Source organism: Brachybacterium sp. P6-10-X1 (assembly GCF_001969445.1).
In the GTDB taxonomy this organism is placed as follows: domain Bacteria; phylum Actinomycetota; class Actinomycetes; order Actinomycetales; family Dermabacteraceae; genus Brachybacterium.
The window spans coordinates 3,260,423-3,274,725 of sequence record NZ_CP017297.1 but is presented as its reverse complement, the minus strand read 5'-3'; the positions used below and the strand labels follow the sequence as shown (position 1 = coordinate 3,274,725).

Here is a 14,303-nt window from a genome sequence, read left to right as displayed (position 1 = left end):
TGCCCATGACACCACCGCCTGCCCGCACCCCGCTCGTGGTGATCGCCGGCCCTCTCGCCGCCGGCAAGAGCGCCGTGTCGCGTCGGCTCGCCGACAGCCTCCGGGCCGAGGGCCATCAGCTCGCTCTGGTCGAGCTCGATCAGATCGCCGACATGGCGCGGCCGACGCTCCCGGACTGGGCTGACGCGCACCGGATCTTCGCCGCGGTCACCGCTCAGTGGCTGGAGGCGGGCCTCGACCTGGTGATCGCCGAGTCGGTCAGCGACCGGGCCGAGCACGACAGGATGCTCCGCAGCGTTCCCGCGGGAACGCCTGCGCTCACCGTCGACCTCACCTGTGAGGTCGAGACGGCTCTCGGGAGGGCCCAGGCTGATTCCACCCGTGGCCTCTCCCGCGACGAAGGCTTCCTGCGCCGGGCCCATGCGCGATGGGCCGAGGAGCTGCCGCAGATCCCCGCCGATCTCCTGCTCGATTCCGGCACCACCTCGATCGACGAGAGCGCGCAGCAGATCCGCACCCTGGTGGAGGGACGGCTCGGGAGGTGATGCCTGGCCGGGTGCTCCCGGCCGCGGTGCCGTCCCGCTCATGCCCGACCCGCACCGCTCCACCGTCCTCGCCGTCCTCGCCGGCCTCGCCGCCGACGCGACCCACCGGGACGCCGAGGCCCTGCTGCGCCGCGCCGGGCGGCTGCGAGGCCGGGTCCGGTCCGACGGCTCAGAAGTGGCTGATCACCGCGGCGGTCGCGGCCAGGAGCCCGATGCCTCCGACCAGGTACACCCAGCGCGGGATCGTCCGGGCCCTGACGGTCACATTGGTCTGGTAGACGCCGCTGAGGGACGCCACGCACAGCAGCGCGGCCACCGCCGCGAGGATCATGGTCAGGGCACTCATCGCGTCGCTCCCCACTCGGGACGTCCGCAGCCATCGCGGGCGCTCTCTTCCCTCACGCGGCTCGTCACCGCACCGAACCTCGGAGTATACCCGTGCGGTTCTGCAGCACCTCGAGGATCATGGTCCCCATGCGCAACGCTGACGAGCTGATCACCGCGGCCGCCCGAGCCGACGTGGACGGGTGGGGCTTCGAGTGGCTCGACCATCGCGCCACCGAGGAGCGTCCGCCGTGGGGATACCTGGGGCTGCTCGCCGACGCGGTCGCCGCGGCGGAGGTGGCGATCGACCTCGACACCGGCGGCGGGGAGGTGCTCGCGCAGTGTCCTCGCCTCGCCGTCGAGCAGCACGTCACGGAGGGGTGGCCCCCGAACGCCGCCCGGGCCCGGGCGCTGCTGGGTCCGCGCGGTGTGCGGGTCCACGAGGTCCCGGCCGGGACGCCGCTGCCCCTGCCCGATGGTGCTGCGGACCTGGTCACCTCACGGCATCCGGTGCGGCCGGACTGGGCGGAGATCGCCCGCGTGCTGGCCTCGGGCGGGCAGTACCTCGCCCAGCACGTCGGGCCGTCCTCGGCCTTCGCGCTGATCGAGCACTTCGTCGGCCCCACCACGCAGCAGCAGCGGCGGGGCCGCCACCCGGACGACGAGGCGGCCGCCGCGGAGGCAGCCGGTCTCGAGATCATCGAGCTGCGCACGGCACGGCTGCGGATGGAGTTCTTCGACATCGGCGCCGTGGTGTGGATCCTGCGCAAGTGCGTGTGGTGGGTGCCGGACTTCGAGGTCCAGCGCTATCGGGAGGAGCTGCTGGCGCTGGACGAGATCATCCGCCGCGACGGGAGCTTCGTCGCCCATTCCACGCGCCACCTGATGCGGGCCCGCCGCCGCTGAGCAGGGCCGGCGGTTGCCTTCGGCATCCTGCCGCCTCCATCCCGCCGTCCCTGTCCCGCGATGGCGCGCCGTGCTTCCCCTGATGGAACGTGCTTCCCCTGATGGAAGCAGGGCGCACGATCGCGTCAGAAGTCCCGAGCGGCGGCAGCTGGGCGCGGACTCGGCGCCCTGTGCCCTCAGCGGCGGGCGGCGGCCGTCGGGGCCACGGTCGACTCCCCCGGCTCGAGCGCGCCGACCACGCGGTGCGGGACGTACGGGGCCTCGAGCGCGGCGATCTCCTCGCCGGTCAGCTCGAGACCGAGGGCACTGAGCGCCGCATCGATGTGGCGCGTCGAGATGGCCCCGACGATCGGGGCGACCACTGGGTCCTTCGCGAGCAGCCAGGCCAGGGCCACCTGTACGCGTTCCACGCCGCGCTGCTCGGCGATGCGGGCGACCTGCTGGACGATCTCCCGGTCGGTGTCCTGCGTGGAGTCGTACTTCGCCGTCGCGGTGCGGTCGGTGCGGGCCCGCTCGGTGTCCGCATCCCAATCGCGGGTCAGGCGGCCGGCGGCAAGCGGGCTGTACGGCGTCGAGGCGACACCGAGCTCGCGCAGCAGCGGCATCATCTCGCGCTCCTCCTCGCGATACAGGAGGTTGTAGTGGTTCTGCATGGAGATGAACCTCGTCCAGCCGTTCACCTCGGCGACATGCTGGGCCTGCAGGAACTGCCACGCGAACATGGCCGAGGCGCCGATGTAGCGGACCTTGCCCGAGCGCACCACATCGTCCAGCGCCCGCATCGTCTCCTCGATCGGGACCGAGTGGTCCCAACGGTGGATGATGTAGAGATCGATGTAGTCGGTGCCCAGGCGACGCAGACTGCCCTCGACCTCCGACAGGATCGCCTTGCGGGACAGACCCTGGCCGTTGGGGCCGTCACGCATGCGGCCGTGCACCTTGGTGGCCAGCACGACCTCCTCGCGCCGGGCATAGTCGACCAGGGCCTTGCCGACGATCTCCTCGCTGCGTCCCAGCGAGTACACGTTCGCGGTGTCGAAGAAGTTGATGCCCGCGTCGAGGGCCTGCTTGATGACAGGCCGGGACGCATCCTCGTCGAGGACCCACGGATGGATCCACCGCTCCCGGTCCCCGAAGCCCATCGTCCCCAGACACAGCCGCGAGACGTCCAGTCCGCTTCTGCCGAGCTTCACAGAGTCCATGGACTTCCTCCTGGCGTCGGGACCCGAGCGGTCATCGCCCGTCCCGGCCATCCTTGCACCGACCGGGCAGGGGAGGGAGACCCTGTCAGGGTGCCTCTCCTCAGGCCGTCCCCGGATCACTCCTTCTGCCGTCGGCCGTGGCAGGCTGGCCACTCCCCCGCTCCCGAGAACGAAAGCGCTCCTGACGATGCCCACGCCCCGCGACCTGCCGTCCGCCCTGAGCCGCGCCCGCATGCTGTGCGCGCTGCTCGCCACGCCGAAGCTCCGCCAGGGGCTGGGGACGATGCTCTCCGGGGCCGGGGCGTCGGAGGACTCGGCGGTGCGCGGGCCGCTCTCGCGCCTGGACTGGATCGACGAGGACGGGGAGGTTGACGCGGCCGCGCTGCGCGAGACCGCCGAGATGCTGGCCCTGCTGCGTTCCGGCGAGGCGATCCTGGAGGTGCCCCAGCTCCCGGAGATTCCGCAGAAGATCGAGGAGAGTCGCGAGGTCTGCGGCCGCATCGCAGAGCTGGTCTTCGATCGAGTCGGACGGGAGCGCACGCTCGGCGAAGCCGAGCTGAATGCGGCGATCGCGATGTTCGCGCAGGATGTCGCGCTGGTGCGACGCGACGCGGTCGATGCCGGGGTGCTCACACGGTCGGCCGACGGAACCGCGTACCGCCTGGCCGAGGCCGCCTGAGGGCACCGGGCCGGGGCTACCGCCGTCGGCCGCCCCGGAAGGCGCGAGCCACCCGGCTGACCAGCAGGACCGCGCCGAAGATGAGGAGCCACGCCCCGTCGAGCCCCATCTGATAGGCGACGACCACGATCACGATGAGGCCGACGAGCGAGCCCAGTACGCCGAGCATCTTCGCCGCGATGCCCGTGCCGGACCCTTCGCCGTCCGATGACTCCTCCTGCCCGGTGACGCTGGAGGTGGAGCCGGCTTCCTGGTCGCCGCCGCGCTCCGCCGCCTCCTCACCGCGGCCGTCCCCGAACTGCGGCCCCCGGTAGCTGGGCGCTTCTGGTCCGGCGTCGCCGCCGGAACGCGGGGCACCGCTGACGTCCGCGCCGCCGCCGAAGTCCGAGTCCGCACGGTATCCGCCGTCGGACGTCCCCTGCGCGGCGGAGTCCTCCGCGGCGAAGCCGGAGGACCAGTTCGTCCCGCGCGGCTCGTCACGGTCCGTGCCGCCCAGCCACGACGGGTCCCCACCCGGGCCGCGGCCGTCCTTCCCCCCCAAGATGCTCATGGATCCAGGATAGATGCGCCGGGTCGCCACGGCCCATCGCCTCACCCGATCCGGCGCCACCGGGTTTCAGGCCACCCGCACAAGCTCCCGGCGGCGCGCGTGGAGCTCCGCACGGGTGCTCCAGCCGGCGAACAACCCCGCGCCGGGCTCGACGTGGCGACCGTCCGCGAGGGAGCCGATCATCTCCCCGTCGTACCCGAGCCGGTGCAGCAGAGCGCCGACGGCCTCGGCCGCGAGCCGGTCGTCCGAAGCCACGGCGATGGCGCGCCGCCCCGGCTCTCCACCGTCCCGCCCCTGGTCCTCGACGTCGTGGTAGCCGATGTGATTGAGCGTCTTGACCACCCGGGACACGCTCAGGTGCGCGGCGACCAGCTCGCTCGTGGACAGGGCGCCGTCCTGGTCTCCCAGGGCGATGCGGGCCTCGGCGACGGCCGCCGCGTCCTCCTCGCCCCACGGGTTGGTGGCGTCGACGACGATCACGCCGCGCAGAGCCTGTGGGTCGAGGCGGAGCGCCACGTGCAGCGGGACCGTGAGCAGGACGATGTCGCAGTACGCCGAGAGATCCTCCAGCGCGACCGGCGCGGCGCCGGGCAGCCTCGCGGCGAGCGCGGGCGCCGGAGCGCGCCCGACGACCCGGACCTCCATCCCGGCGCGGAGCGCGGTGCGGGCGAGCGCGCTGCCGATCCTGCCGGGCCCGAGGACGCCGAGACGCGGTGCCAGTGCGGCGCCGCGCGGGGCGGGCGGTGCTGCAGGGGGCGTCCCTCCGGCGAGCGCCCCTCTCCGGGGGCGTCGGGTCCCGCGCGTCTCGCCGTGGGCGAGGGCCGCCTCCAGCAGGTTCCGCGCAAGGGCGTCGTTGCGCCGGTGGCAGGGGGCATTGGTGCGGGGACGTGCGAAGGCGCCGATCGGCAGCTCGGAGGTCCAGGGGCCGACGGCCCACAGCGTCTCGTGGACCGTGCCGTCCGGGCCGATCACGTGGGATCCGGCGTCGATCTCGAGCTTGCCCGGGGCGGCGGTCGCTTCCCGGCCCACCGCGGCCGCGCCCCCGGAGACGAGGCTTCGCAGCAGGGGGTTGGTGGACTCGGTCAGCGAGGATTCCGGCAGGAAGGCGTCGACCAGTGCGGTCGCCTCGACGCGCACGCCGGCACCTCTCCGCGCGACGAAGCGCCCGGTGACGTCGTCGGCCGTCACCACCGTGCGGGGCCCGAGGAAGGAGACCACCCCGGCGCGCTCGAGGGCCAGCAGCTGGTGCAGGCGATGCGGGGGCGGGCCCGAGTCGACGAAGCTGAACAGCGAGTGCCACCAGCGCGGATGATCACCGCGGGAGCTCTCGCGCAGCCGGGTGGTGGGCAGCTGGTCGACGAGGACCCCGTGCAGGCGCAGCAGCAGCTGGAACAGCGTCCGGGCGGAGGTGACGTCCCCCTGGGTCCGCTCGCGCAGGTCGCTCTCGATGTGGCGCACCACCGCCTCACGCGTCGCCCGCGGCTCGGCGTCGCCCTCGAGCCAGGAGAGGGGATCGTCCAGCCAGGCCAGCGGCTCCTGGTCGGGCGCGGCGACGGGGGCGTCGGGGACCCAGTGGGCGATCTCGGCGGCGATCAGGGGCACGACGTCGGCGCGGAGGTCGAGGCGACCACCTGCGTCCTCGCGCTCCCGCAGGGCCGACGCCGTGACGTGGACGAGCTCTCCCAGAGACGTGCGCTCCCCCTCGTCGCGCACCTTGGAGTGGTAGGGCACGCCGCGGCGGGAGCCGACGTGCAGGTGGGGTTCGCGACCGGAGGGGAGGTAGCGCAGGCGGCCGGGCTCCCCGGGCAGCGGATCGGGCTCGAAGCTGCCCCCGCGGCCCTCGGTGAGCAGGGCCATGAGGTCGATGAAGCCCAGGCCCATGCCGCGCACGATGGTCTCCTGACCCGCGGCGAGCTGGTCGAGGTGGGCGTCGCCGGCCTGTGAGGGCGGCAGGTAGGTGCCGCCGTGGCGGCGGGCGAAGGCCGCCAGCTCGTAGCGGGCGGGCGAGGGACGGGCGTCTGTGTGCCCGGCGGCCAGGACCAGCAGATCTGCCGACAGCGGCGCACGGTCCTCGAGCTCGACGCTCCACCGTGCGGAGCTCTCGTCGTCGCCGGCGGTGGCGGTGGTGCGGTGCACGGCGGTGGCGGTGGTGCGGTGCACGGTGACGGTGACCGTCGCGGGCAGGGCGGCGAGCACCTGACCGAGGAACCATTCGAGGTAGAGGGCCTGGACCCGGCGGCCCGCGAAGCTGGTGGGCTCGATCGCCTCGATCTCCGCCAAGCGGGTGCTGCCGGAGGTGGGGGCGGCCAGGGTGCCCTGGCGGATCCCGGCGGCCCACTCGGCGAGCGAAGGGCCGGCGACGACGGGGCCGTCGATCTCCACGGTGTCGTCGGTGAAGATCGAGACGTCGGCGGCGCGCGAGTTCATCAGCAGCAGGGGGCTCTCGACGGCGCGCCAGATCCTCCCGGCACCGGGCATGTGCGGATCGACGATGTCCACGTGCAGCGGGGAGTCCTCGAGGCGGGCGGCCTGCTCGGGCAGGGCGGCGCTGGCGGCGAGACGTTCGAGCACGCCGATCGCCCGCGGCCCTCCCCCGACGACGACCACACGGGTGCCTGCGGTCCTGACCGGGACATTCATCCGGCGGATCCCTTCTGACGAGGTTCTATGTCGCACTGTGTCCACTCATAGCAGTCACCTTGCATCGACATTAGGTTCGCTTATACCGTCGGGCAGTGCAAGCCATGACCGCCCACGCGTTCATGCACCGTCACGGAAGGCATCGCCCATGACCCCCTCTGCCGTCTCCGCCGAGACCGCACGCCACGCGTCCCCGGCCGCTCCGGCCGCCGAGCACGCCCCGGCGACGGGAGCCACCGCGATGCCCTGCCCTCCCGCGAGGGTCGAGCGGGAGGACCTCTCCCAGCTGCGAGTGGTGCCGGCCCGGCACCCCGGTCGTGTCGTGCTCGCCGTCGTCGTCGGCCTGCTGGTCGCCGCGGTCGCCTACTCCTTCGTGACCAACCCGCGCTGGGAGTGGGGCGTGGTGGCCCGGTGGTTCCTCGCCGAGTCGATCCTGCGCGGTCTGCTGGAGACGCTGAAGCTCACGGCGCTCTCGGGCGTGCTCGGCTTCTCCCTGGGCCTCGTCCTCGCCCTCATGCGCCTGTCCCCGTCCGGACTGATCTCCGGGGTGAGCTGGACGTTCTCCTGGATCTTCCGGTCGACTCCGCTGCTGGTGCAGCTGCTGCTGTGGTACAACCTCGGCTACCTCTACGAGCGCGTCACGCTCGGCATCCCCCTGACGGACGTGACCCTGCTCGACGCCCGCACCAGCACCCTGATGACCCCGATGCTGGCGGCGATCCTGGGCCTGGGACTGCACCAGGCGGCCTACGCGGCGGAGCTGATCCGCGGCGGGATCCTGTCGGTGGACCAGGGGCAGCTGGAGGCTGCCAGCGCCCTGGGCATTCCGGCCCGCGACCGCTCCCTGCGCATCGTGATGCCGCAGGCGATGCGAGCGATCCTGCCCACCGCGTTCAACGAGATCATCGGCCTGGTCAAGGGCACCTCGATCGTGTACGTCCTCGCGCACGCCGAACTGTTCTTCACCGTCCAGCTGATCTACGGCCGCACCCAGCAGGTGCTGCCGATGCTGCTGGTCGCGACCGTCTGGTACGTCGTGATCACCTCACTGCTCTCGATCGGGCAGTACTACATCGAGCGCCACTACGCCAAGGGCGCCGTGCGCACGCTGCCGCCGACGCCGCTGCAGAGCCTGCGCACCCGCCTGACCCGTCACCGCTCCGCCCCGAAGGGAGCTCTCGCATGACTCTCCTGGACACCCTGCGTCGCACCGCCGGTCGTGGCGATCCCGCGGCGCCCGCGAGACGCAGCGGGCCCACGGCCGCCGGGACCCCCGATGTGCCCGGTGGGCCGAGCGCTGCCGGGCCCTCGGAGAACCTCGGACCGGCGACGCACACGCAGCCACCTCGCGGCGGGCTCGTCGAGATCCGCGACGTGCACAAGTCGTTCGGCGATCTCGAGGTGCTGCGCGGGATCGACCTGACCCTCCGCCCCGGCTCGGTCACCGCGATCCTGGGTCCCTCCGGATCCGGGAAGTCGACGCTGCTGCGCACGATCAACCATCTCGAACCCGTCGGCCGAGGGCTGATCAGCGTGGACGGCGAGGTGATCGGGTACCGCCGCGACGGGGACCTGCTGCACGAGCTGCCCGAGCGCGAGGTGCTGCATCAGCGCACCACGATCGGCATGGTGTTCCAGGCCTTCAACCTGTTCGGGCACATGACGGCGCTGCAGAACGTCGCCGAGGCCCCGCGCCGCGCGCTGGGCACGCCCCGCCACCGGGCCGAGGCCCGCGGCCGCGAGCTGCTGGAGCTGGTGGGGCTGACGGAGAAGGCGGAGGCCTATCCCCGCCAGCTCTCCGGCGGCCAGCAGCAGCGGGTGGCGATCGCCCGGGCGCTGGCGCTGGACCCGAAGGTGCTGTTGTTCGACGAGCCCACCAGCGCCCTGGACCCCGAGCTGGTCGAGGAGGTGCTCGCGGTGATCCGTGCGCTCGCCCGAGCCGGCACGACGCTGGTGATCGTCACCCACGAGGTCTCCTTCGCCCGCGACGTCGCCGACACGGTCGTGTTCATGGACCACGGCGTGGTCGTCGAACAGGGACCGCCCGCGCAGGTCATCGACCATCCCGCCCACGAGCGCACCCGCGCCTTCCTCCAGCGCGTGCGACCCGGCTCGGTCCCGTCGGCCGACGACACCCCGGCCGATGCTCCCGAGAGCCCGCCCGAGACCGGAGGCCGCGCCCCCGGCCCATCGCCGACCCGCGCCCCGCACCCCCGCGACATCACCCCCATCCACCCTCTGAACGAAGAGCTCCGATGACCTCACGCCTCCTGTCCCGCCGCACCCTGACGGCCTCCGGCCTGCTGCTGCCCGCCTCCCTGCTCGCCGCCTGCTCCGACCCGGTCCCCGCGGCCTCCGCGGACGGATCCGGGGCCTCCGACGGCGGGGGCGATGACGGTCCCGCCCTGGACACCTCCGGCGATCAGGAGCTCATCCGCGCGGAGAAGAACGAGGAGGTCGCCGCCCTGCTGCCGGCCGAGATCGCCGAGTCCGGTGTGCTGCGGGTGGGCATCAACGGCACCAGTTCAGCGCCGCTGTCGTTCCTGGCGGACGACAACGAGACCTACATCGGCTCCGAGATCGACATCGCCCGGATCGTGGCCGACACCCTCGGCCTCGAGTTCCAGCTCAAGCTGACCACCTGGGAGAACTGGCCGATGAAGCTCGAAGCCGGGGACTTCGACGTGGTCCACGCCAATATCGGCATCAACGCTCAGCGCCTGAAGAAGTTCGACTTCGCCTCCTATCGCGCCGCGTACATGGCGTTCCTGGCGCAGGCGGACGCCGACTTCTACCTGGAGGACGCCGACTCGCTCAGCGGCCGGATCATCGCCGTCGGCAACGCGACCAATCAGGAACAGATCCTCATCGACTGGAACGCCGAGCTGGAGGCCGCCGGCAAGGAGCCGGCCCAGCTGAAGAACTACTCCACCAACGCCGACACGCTGCTGGCTCTCGGGGCCGGTCGGGTGGACGGCTACCTCTCCCCCTTCCCCTCGCTGTCGTTCATCACCGCACGCCGAGACGACGTCGAGGTGCAGGGCAAGATCAACGCCGGCTGGCCCGACGAGACGCTGGTCGCCGCCACCTTCCCCGCCGGCAGCGGCCTCGTCGGCCCCTACGCCGCGGCGCTGAACGCCCTGATCGACAACGGCGTCTACGGCCAGGTCCTCGAGCGCTGGAACCTGACCGAGGAAGCCCTCCCCGCATCCCGCGCCCACACCCAGGAGAATCCGTGAGCACCACGACATCCCACTCCGCCGCGTCGACCCCGCCGGTGCTCGCGGTCGACCTGGTCACTGACCCCGCCCTGCTGGCCGGCCTCGCCGATCTCGCCCAGGGGCTCGAAGCCGCCGGCATCGGCGCCCTGACCCTCAGCGACGGCGGGCTGCACCCGATCCACGTCGCCTCCCACCTGGCGCCGGTGACCGACGACATCGCTCTGCTGCCCCGCACCGACGCCGTCTACGTCGAACCGTTCCACCTGGCCACGCAGCTGATGAGCCTCGACCACCTCTCCCACGGCCGCGCCGGGTGGCTGCTGACGGCCGAGACCGACCCCGCCGTGGCGGCGGCCGTCGGGCGCTCCGTGCTGGGGCTCGACGCCACGTCCCGCGAGGCGGCCGACGTGCTCGAGGCCTCCCGCCTGCTCTGGGACTCCTGGGCGCCCGATGCGGTGGTGCGCGACGTCGAGCGCGGCGTGTACGTCGACGCCGCCCGCCTGCAGTACGCCGACTTCTCCGGCGAGACCTTCGCGGTGCGGGGACCGGCGATCACCCCGCGCTCCCCGCAGGGCCTGCTCCCGGTGCTGGTGGCGGACACCGACCGGGCAGCGGCCGGCGAGCGCGCCGCGACCGAACTGACCGACGGGCGCGCCCTGGACCTCGACATCTCCGGCGGCGCGCGCCCCGAACAGCTCGCCGCACGGATCTGCGAGGCCACCGGTGAGGCGGGCGTCGTCGGCGCGGGCCGGGCCGTGCGCCTCGTGCGGCTGGTGGGACTGGATCTCGAGACCGACCCGCTGGGCACGGTCACCGAGCTCGCCGCCGGCCTGCGCGCCCAGGGCCTGATCGCCCGCGCCCCGCAGCCCGGGACGAGCCTGCGCGAGCAGCTCGGCCTGAAGCCCGCCCTCTTCGACCTCGACCCGGCGCGCCGCTCCGATCGCGCGCGCCAGAGCAGCAAGGACCCCGCATGAGCACCACCTCGACCGTCGCCCTCCCCGACGCCGCGCTCTCCGCCGAGGCGGCCGCGCTGGTGACCGGGCCCGCCGCACACCCGATCCACCCCGACCACACCCCCACCGGGCAGCTCGCCTTCGGCGCCTTCTTCCAGGGCGTGAACTCCTCGACCATCTGGCGCCTGCCCGACAGCGGCGATCAGGTGGCCTGGGAGTCCTTCGACTCGCTGGTCCGCACCGCCGAGCGCGGGAAGTTCGCGGCCTTCTTCCTGGGTGAGGGTCTGCGGCTGCGCGAGCACCGCGGGGTGCCCTTCGAGCTCGACGTGGCCGGACGCCCCGATGCCCAGAGCCTGCTCGCGGCGCTGGCCGCGGTCACCTCGACCATCGGGCTGGTGGCCACGCAGAACACCACCTACAACGACCCGGTGGATCTCGCCCGCCGCCTGCAGACCCTGGACCTGCTCTCCGCGGGCCGCGCCGGCTGGAACATCGTGACCACCGACAACGCCTGGACCGGGGAGAACTTCCGCCGCGGCGGCTACCTCGACCACGCCGACCGGTACGTCCACGCCGAGGCCTTCGTGCGCGTGGCCGAGCAGTACTGGCGCGGCGAGAGAATCGACCACGACGGCGCCCACTACTCGGTGCGGGCCCAGGGCGATCTGCCCTGCTCGGCGCAGGGCCGGCCGGTGCTGTTCCAGGCCGGGGCCTCCCCCGCCGGGCAGGACTTCGCCGCCCGCACGGCCGACGTCATCTTCTCCCCGCACGGCACCCTCGCAGCGGCGGTCGAGTTCCGTCGCAGCGTGACCGAGCGCGTCCTCGCCGCGGGCCGCGATCCGGCCGACGTGAAGATCCTGCCGGGCGCCGAGATCATCCTCGCCCCCACCGAGGCGGAGGCCGAGGAGAAGGTGCGCTGGGTGCGGGACCTGCAGGTCGGCCCCGAACAGGCGATCGCCCTGCTCGAGCAGTACTGGGGCCGGGACCTCTCCGGCTTCGATCCCCACGGGCCGCTGCCGGACGTGGCCCCGGAGGTCTCCGAATCCGGGGTGACCCGCGGGGCCGGGTTCCAGTTCGCCGACGCCGAGGAGCTCACCCGCGCCTGGCGGGAGGAGGCCGCCGAGAAGGGACAGTCCATCCTGGAGTTCGCCCGGGTCAAGGCGGGGGCGCGCCGGGGCACCTTCACCGGCAGCTACGACACGGTCGCCGACCGCCTCGTGGAGTTCGCGCGGCTGGGAGCGATCGACGGGCTGAACATCACCCCGTGGCTGATCCCCTCGGGGCTCGACGACATCGTCGACCACCTGGTCCCCCGCCTGCAGGAACGCGGCGTCTACCCCGCCGACTACGCGGGCTCGACCCTGCGGGAGAACCTGGGGCTGGATCCGGCCTGAGCGCGAGGCCACTGAGCACGGTGCGCTAACCCATAAGCAGGGCTTGCCACTGGCGTCTAGAATGGACCGCATGGATCCTCGTCGACTTCTCATCTTCCGCACCGTGGTGCGCAACGGCTCGATCGGTGCCGGCGCCCGCGAGCTGGGATGGACCCAGCCCGCGGTGTCCCAGCACCTCGCCGCCCTGGAGAAGGAGGTCGGCACCCAGCTGCTGCTGCGCTCCTCCTCCGGGATCACCCCCACCGAGGCCGGCGGTCGGCTGGCCGCACATGCCGAGGCGATCGCGGCCCAGATGCACGCCGCCGAGGAGGAGCTGGCGGATCTCACGGCGCTGCGCCGCGGCACCGTGAAGTTCGGGACGTTCCCCTCGGCCGCCGCGGTGCTGCTGCCGCCGGTGCTCGCGCGGCTGAGCGATACCGCTCCCGACCTCGAGGTCACCTTCGACGAGCTCGAGCCGCCGGACGCGGTCCCGGCGGTGCGCGAGGGGGACCTCGATCTCGCTCTGGTGTTCCGCTACCCCTGCAGCGACATCGGCGACGAAGGCACCCTGGAGTGGACGCCGCTGATGGAGGACCGGGTGATGGCGGTGCTGCCGCGCGATCATCCGCGGGCCGATGATCCGTCCCTGACCCTCGGCGACCTCGCGGAGGAATCATGGATCGCAGGCTGCGAGCGCTGCCGGGCGAACCTGCTCAGCAGTGCCCGTCGGGCGGGCTTCGTGCCGAAGGTGCGCCACTCGACCGACGACTCGATCGTGGTCCAGCGGCTGATCCTGCACGGCGGCGGCGTCGCCCTGATGCCGGAGACGACGCTCGAGGCCGCGCCACTCGCTGATGTGGTGGTCCGCGAGCTGCCGGACCTCGACAACCGCATGATCGGGCTGCTCAACCGGCGCGGTGCCCAGTCGATCCCGGCGGTCGCCGCCCTGCGCGACGCCCTGGTGGCCGAGACGAACACCCGCCTCACCACCGCCGCGATGATCTGAGAGCGCTCAGTCGACCCTCGTATCCTGACATCATGACCAGCCCTGACACCCCCGGATCGCCCGGCGCGCGTCGCGGCGGGGTGCCCTTGCGGGCGTGGACGCGCTCGGTCCTGCTGCTGCTCGGCGGCGTGCTCGCCACGGTGCTGCTGGTGCTCGCCGATCAGCTGATCGCCGCGATCGCCGTAGCCGTGTTCTCGCTGTTCATGGCCTACTGGACCAGCCCGCTGCGCAGCGGACCGCACGTCCCGCTCGAGACCGCCCTCGCGCGGCGCGCCGATGACGTGGCGATCATCCTGTGGGCACCGGGCAATCCGCTCTCCGCGCGGCTGCAGACCGCGATCCGCGGCGAGCGCGACGACGTGGTCTGGGTGAACGTGTACCAGGACCCACGGGCCCAGCAACTGCTCACCGAGCACGGCGGCGCGGCGGCCGTGCCGCTGGTGATCGTCGGCGACCAGGTGACGGCCGCGGCGACCGTCGCCCAGATGCTGGAGATGCAGGAGGCCGGGCGCCGACGCGCCGCCGGCGACGGCTGAGCTCCGGGCCACCTGGCCACCGGCCCCGGGGCTCAGGCCACGGACCTCACGCGCCGGGGACCTCACCGATCACGACGGTCCACTCCCGCGCCACGCGGTCGATGATGACGCCTTCGCGCTTGAAGGGGTCGCCGTCGAGCTTGGCCAGGGCGTCCTCCTCGGACTCGGCCGTCACGATCAGCAGGCCGCCGGGGCCGCCGCCGAGCGGACCGGACAGCAGCAGAGTCCCCTCGCGGTGCAGCTCATCGAGGTGCTCACGATGCTCCGGGCGGTAGATCGCGACCCGGTCGGCATCGTCGGTGTAGGTGTACTGGACGGCGAAGAGGGCCACGGTCGCTCCTGGATGCTCGAGAGATGACGGGGCCGGG

General features: G+C 72.8%; 15 protein-coding genes. 10 read left to right on the top strand and 5 right to left on the bottom strand.

What is annotated here, in order from left to right:
- Positions 1-5: 5 nt before the first annotated feature.
- Positions 6-545, top strand: a complete 540-nt coding sequence (locus tag BH708_RS14710; RefSeq protein ID WP_076809812.1) for a hypothetical protein — start codon at positions 6-8, stop codon at positions 543-545.
- A gap of 169 nt (positions 546-714) precedes the next feature.
- On the opposite strand, the gene BH708_RS19880 is transcribed toward BH708_RS14710, so the two are convergent.
- Positions 715-891, bottom strand: coding sequence for a hypothetical protein (locus BH708_RS19880; protein WP_157235984.1), 177 nt, complete (start codon positions 889-891; stop codon positions 715-717).
- Positions 892-1,019: 128 nt separating this feature from the next.
- On the opposite strand from BH708_RS19880, the gene BH708_RS14705 reads away from it, so the two are divergent.
- Positions 1,020-1,775 carry an SAM-dependent methyltransferase gene (locus BH708_RS14705; RefSeq protein WP_076809811.1) on the top strand — a complete coding sequence of 252 codons (756 nt, stop codon included), beginning with the start codon at positions 1,020-1,022 and terminating at the stop codon, positions 1,773-1,775.
- A 176-nt stretch (positions 1,776-1,951) separates the two neighbouring features.
- Here BH708_RS14705 and BH708_RS14700 read toward each other — a convergent pair whose 3' ends face one another.
- Positions 1,952-2,977 carry an aldo/keto reductase gene (locus tag BH708_RS14700; RefSeq protein WP_076809810.1) on the bottom strand — a complete coding sequence of 342 codons (1,026 nt, stop codon included), beginning with the start codon at positions 2,975-2,977 and terminating at the stop codon, positions 1,952-1,954.
- A 187-nt stretch (positions 2,978-3,164) separates the two neighbouring features.
- Here BH708_RS14700 and BH708_RS14695 point away from each other — a divergent pair, with 187 nt between their 5' ends.
- Positions 3,165-3,656, top strand: a complete 492-nt coding sequence (locus BH708_RS14695) for a DUF2087 domain-containing protein (protein ID WP_076809809.1) — start codon at positions 3,165-3,167, stop codon at positions 3,654-3,656.
- Between the two features lie 16 nt (positions 3,657-3,672).
- Here BH708_RS14695 and BH708_RS14690 read toward each other — a convergent pair whose 3' ends face one another.
- Positions 3,673-4,206, bottom strand: a complete 534-nt coding sequence (locus BH708_RS14690) for a hypothetical protein (RefSeq protein WP_076809806.1) — start codon at positions 4,204-4,206, stop codon at positions 3,673-3,675.
- 66 nt (positions 4,207-4,272) lie between these two features.
- Entirely contained in the window at positions 4,273-6,846 is a 2,574-nt protein-coding gene (locus tag BH708_RS14685) for an FAD/NAD(P)-binding protein (protein ID WP_076809804.1), read from the bottom strand.
- A gap of 148 nt (positions 6,847-6,994) precedes the next feature.
- Here BH708_RS14685 and BH708_RS14680 point away from each other — a divergent pair, with 148 nt between their 5' ends.
- From BH708_RS14680 to BH708_RS14650, 7 genes are all read left to right on the top strand, one after another.
- Positions 6,995-8,032, top strand: coding sequence for an amino acid ABC transporter permease (locus BH708_RS14680; protein WP_083713631.1), 1,038 nt, complete (start codon positions 6,995-6,997; stop codon positions 8,030-8,032).
- The gene (locus BH708_RS14675; protein ID WP_083713630.1) at positions 8,029-9,105 is read left to right on the top strand and encodes an amino acid ABC transporter ATP-binding protein; all 1,077 of its coding nucleotides are present in this window, start codon (positions 8,029-8,031) and stop codon (positions 9,103-9,105) included. The genes BH708_RS14680 and BH708_RS14675 overlap by 4 nt, the downstream gene beginning before the upstream one ends.
- Entirely contained in the window at positions 9,102-10,085 is a 984-nt protein-coding gene (locus tag BH708_RS14670; RefSeq protein WP_076809801.1) for a transporter substrate-binding domain-containing protein, read from the top strand. The genes BH708_RS14675 and BH708_RS14670 overlap by 4 nt, the downstream gene beginning before the upstream one ends.
- A complete protein-coding gene (locus BH708_RS14665) occupies positions 10,082-11,041 on the top strand; it encodes an LLM class flavin-dependent oxidoreductase (RefSeq protein ID WP_076809799.1) in 960 nt (319 codons plus the stop codon). The genes BH708_RS14670 and BH708_RS14665 overlap by 4 nt, the downstream gene beginning before the upstream one ends.
- Entirely contained in the window at positions 11,038-12,414 is a 1,377-nt protein-coding gene (locus BH708_RS14660; RefSeq protein WP_083713628.1) for an LLM class flavin-dependent oxidoreductase, read from the top strand. The genes BH708_RS14665 and BH708_RS14660 overlap by 4 nt, the downstream gene beginning before the upstream one ends.
- Positions 12,415-12,484: 70 nt before the next feature.
- Entirely contained in the window at positions 12,485-13,399 is a 915-nt protein-coding gene (locus tag BH708_RS14655; RefSeq protein ID WP_076809797.1) for a LysR family transcriptional regulator, read from the top strand.
- A 32-nt stretch (positions 13,400-13,431) separates the two neighbouring features.
- Positions 13,432-13,935, top strand: coding sequence for a hypothetical protein (locus BH708_RS14650; RefSeq protein WP_253705348.1), 504 nt, complete (start codon positions 13,432-13,434; stop codon positions 13,933-13,935).
- A 46-nt stretch (positions 13,936-13,981) separates the two neighbouring features.
- On the opposite strand, the gene BH708_RS14645 is transcribed toward BH708_RS14650, so the two are convergent.
- Positions 13,982-14,266, bottom strand: coding sequence for a YciI family protein (locus BH708_RS14645; protein WP_076809796.1), 285 nt, complete (start codon positions 14,264-14,266; stop codon positions 13,982-13,984).
- Between the last annotated feature and the right edge of the window lie 37 nt (positions 14,267-14,303).